Annotated in this window: 4 protein-coding genes; 3 read left to right on the plus strand and 1 reads right to left on the minus strand. The window is 42.2% G+C overall.

What is annotated here, in order from left to right; all coding sequences use genetic code 11:
* Window positions 1–352 precede the first annotated feature (352 nt).
* A complete protein-coding gene (locus E5S67_RS31350; protein ID WP_172193298.1) occupies window positions 353–2,128 on the minus strand; it encodes a sensor histidine kinase in 1,776 nt (591 codons plus the stop codon).
* Between the two features lie 623 nt (window positions 2,129–2,751).
* Here E5S67_RS31350 and E5S67_RS31360 point away from each other — a divergent pair.
* From E5S67_RS31360 to E5S67_RS34970, 3 genes are all read left to right on the plus strand, one after another.
* Window positions 2,752–3,012, plus strand: a complete 261-nt coding sequence (locus tag E5S67_RS31360) for a helix-turn-helix domain-containing protein (protein WP_172193302.1) — start codon at window positions 2,752–2,754, stop codon at window positions 3,010–3,012.
* A 214-nt stretch (window positions 3,013–3,226) separates the two neighbouring features.
* Complete coding sequence (locus tag E5S67_RS31365; RefSeq protein WP_172193304.1) at window positions 3,227–3,541, plus strand: transposase; 315 nt, start codon at window positions 3,227–3,229, stop codon at window positions 3,539–3,541.
* Complete coding sequence (locus tag E5S67_RS34970) at window positions 3,483–3,617, plus strand: transposase (protein ID WP_422614733.1); 135 nt, start codon at window positions 3,483–3,485, stop codon at window positions 3,615–3,617. The genes E5S67_RS31365 and E5S67_RS34970 overlap by 59 nt, the downstream gene beginning before the upstream one ends.
* Window positions 3,618–3,860 lie beyond the last annotated feature (243 nt).

Below are 3,860 nucleotides of genomic sequence, written 5' to 3' on the forward strand. Positions count from 1 at the left end.
ACTCGAAATAAACGTCGCTTTTATCAACAAGGTATGCGGGCTGCAACCCTGATTCGGTCTATCTCCTAGACCTCTTTGTCACCCCCTCAGCGTTTCCGGTTGCACGATCGACATGATACCGAAAACGATATGATTCAACGGTTTCAGACTTATTATCACCAATAGTTCTGTTTTTAGCTCAATTTTCGCGCTAATGGTTTTCTAGTATGTCCAAAAGCGCCTCTATATCTGCCAAGTTCGCCCCGGACTTTTTACGTCGGGCCTGCAATTGGTTGAGCAAGTCGTCTGTTTTGGAAATTGGGCGACGGTGGGAACCGATTTTTTATTTTCATCCCGATCGCCCCGCGTGATATTAAGCAGCAACTGGCAAAGTAATCACAAATTCCGTGCCCTGTCCTATTTGAGAATTTACCTCAATTTTGCCTTGATGCTTGGCAACGATTTGACAGGAAATAGCCAATCCCAATCCAGTGCCTTTGCCGATCGACTTTGTAGTAAAAAATGGGTCAAATATCTGTTGGGCACTGGCGGACGCAATTCCGGGCCCGTTATCCCGAATCTTGACGGTGACAGTATTGTCTGCAGTAACTTCCGTGCTAATCCAAATGGTTGGCGAATACCCTTTATCTCCCTTTTTCACCTCCTCCAACGCATCTATTGCATTGCCGATCACGTTCATAAATACTTGATTGAGTTGGGCTGGATAGCACTCAAGCGCAGGCAACTTGCCGTATTGTTTAATAACTTGAATACCTTGTTTGAGCCGGTGATTGAGAATTACGAGGGTGCTATCAATTCCTTCGTGAATGTCGGCTGATTTCATTTTGCCGTCGTCCGATCGCGAAAAGTTGCGCATGGATAGGACAATTTCACGAATGCGATCGGCTCCCATTTTGATCGAAGAGAGGGTTTTTGGTAAATCTTCTCTGAGAAATTCGAGTTCAATGTCTTCGATGCGTTCTAGAATGGCATCTGGTGGGTTTGGATAGGATTGTTGATAGAGAGTTACCAAACCTGTCAAATCTTCGATGTATTGGTTGGCATAGTCAATGTTGCCGCCGATGAAGTTGACGGGATTGTTGATTTCGTGGGCTATCCCTGCAACCATTTGGCCGAGAGACGACATTTTTTCGGTCTGAATTAATTGGGATTGAGTTTGTTTGAGTTCTTTTGTATACTCGCTAACTCGCTGAATCAATTGATTGAAAGAGGCTGCTAAAACTCCGATTTCGTCTTGGGTTGTGACTGGTACTTGCAGGTTAAAATTCGATTCGCGAGCAACTTGCTGAGCGACATCAGTAACGGTTTCGAGGGGTTGGGCGATCGCGCGGCTGGTTTTGTCCGCCAGCGCAACGGCGATGAGTGCTGAAATTAGCATACTCCCGAGAATAATTCGGTTGCGCAAACCTTCAGCTTCTTCTAATGCTTTGATTCCTTGCTGCTTGTGAATTTCTAGAGTAGAAATTAGCTTGGTTAAACTCTGAGCAAGGTTATCTAGTACGATCGCCTCTTGACCGCTGCTAGTCCTCAACATTTGTAGCTGTGCGGACTCGATGCTGTTGGGCGGCAAATTCCCAACTTCCGCTTCTTTTAACTGCAATTTAATTAGCTGACCGTAGTAATCAATAACGAGGGCAGATTTCTGCAAGAGACCCTGCAATACTGCCTCTTGTGTTGCTAGTCTCTTGGGATGTTCTCGTGCAAAAGATTCACTTTCTGAAATCAGGATTTTCGCCTGATTGATTTGCCCAAAAAACCGATCTTTTTCGTATTTCAGCGCCACAGTGTTTCCCAAAACGACTGGCAATCTCGCCGCGTGCGATCGGGCTTCAAATACGGTATTTTGCAAATTTTGCAGCAGTTGCTGCTGCTGTTGAGCAACATTTACCTGAACTAAAGCTTGCTTGCGAAAGTAGTCTCCCAATCTCAGTCCCGCACCAGTTCCCAAAATCGCTATGCTGATAGCTAAAGCATAGCCATAGCTAATTTTTTGACCGATCCGCAAATGGTTGCATTCTGCCTTTAGCCCAGTTAGATTAATAGTTGAAGTTTGTAACAAATGTTGTTGAGCATATTGCTTTTGCTGTACCTTGCTATTTTTGGACTTACTGTGGGTTAATAATAACATTGGAAGTTCCTCCCAAACAAATCAGGAGTAATTGAGCGAAGAAAAGCAGAATGCACTTATGCGGAAGGTCGAAAGCAGTTTTGAGTGTTTAATTTTTAATTTTGAAATCTTTCACTCAAAACTCAACGCTTCCCCTAGTATCTCTGTTTTTAGACTAGAGTGTTTGTGATCTCTATCAACAATCTATGTGATTATACGCAGATCTACAAAACTTATGATAACAGCGATTAGTATTTTTAGTCAGTTGGGACACAAAGCCCAACTACCGATTCTCCCCGTTTTTCTTTTTCTGCCAGTTCTAGGTTCAATTCCAGCACTTTTGCTAAAATATCGTCGCTGGTGCGATTCGTTTAGTCAAGCGCGACCTGATACAGCGGATTCCAGGTTTATGAATTACAGTAGCAGCTTGTAAACCAGTTTTTAAAGTGCTTAATATTAACTAAATAAGCGTGCTTACGCCAAGTAAAATGTCTACCTTCTTGCTAGTAGGAGGCGAAAACTTACGTAAAAAAGCTTTGAGTTGTGACCACCATAATTCGATCGGATTAAAGTCAGGAGAATAGGGTGAGACAGCCGATTCCATGTATAGATGATACACTGTATTTAGTACAGAAGCGAAAAAAATGAAACCTTATTCGATCGAGTTGCGCCATCAAATAGTTAAAATCTATGAACAAGGTGATACATCAATTAGGAAAGTAGCCGCCAGATTTGATGTGAGTAAAGGGTTTGTTCAAAAAATTTTAAAACAAAAACAAACGACTGGTCGCGTTCAACCCAGAAAACAGGGTGGAAGCCTCAAAAGTGTGTTAAACTCGCGCCGGAATGAATTGACCCATATGGTAGAAAAATATCCGGATAGCACGTTGTCAGAACCCAAGTGAATATTGGCGTTTGACCTACAACGAAGCTGTCAGCCCTAGCATGATGTGTCGTGAACTACAAAAACAAAATTTGACGCGAAAAAAAAGACCGTACGCAGTAGTCAGTCGGCTACTGAAAGAGTGCAAATTGTCAGGGGTTAATATTGGGAGAAAGTGAAAAAATATTGACCCTGACAACCTCGTTTTTTTGGATAAAATGGGCGTTTGATTGGGGTTGATACGAACCCGCGCACGTTCGAGATATGGTAGTAGAGTCTATGATTTAAAACCCTTTTATCGGGGTGCAAAAATAACAGTTATTGGAGCAATAAGGTTAAAAAAAGTAGTAGGATTAATGACGCTGAATGGGTCGATGGATAGTCAGGCATTTGCAGTTTTTGTAGAACAATGTTTAGTGCCAAACTTAGGGAAAAGTGCAGTGGTTGTTATGGATAATCTACCAGCTCATAAGTTGGCGGTGATTGAACCATTTGATTCAAGCGGCTGGTGCCACTGTCCTAAATTTATCACCCTATTCTCCGGATTTTAATCCGATAGAATTATGGTGGTCACAACTGAAAGCTTTTTTACGTCAGTTCTCACCAACAACTACCACTCCGGGTTGATGTTTTACTTGCTACGGCACGCTTATTTGGTCAATACCAAACACTTCAAAAACTGGTTTACAAGCTGCTGCTACTGTACTTAATAAACCTGGAATACGCTGTAAGTTATTATCAAGATGAATCAAGTATATTGACTCATTAACTCTCTACACTTTAGACATCTCCAAAATAGTAACATTTTGTGGTACAAGAAGATCGTAAAGCTTTTTTGAGACAGAAACATGAGCGACATCCTGAATCATA

This window comes from Microcoleus asticus IPMA8, assembly GCF_013179805.1.
Taxonomy (GTDB): Bacteria; Cyanobacteriota; Cyanobacteriia; order Cyanobacteriales; family Microcoleaceae; genus Microcoleus; species Microcoleus asticus.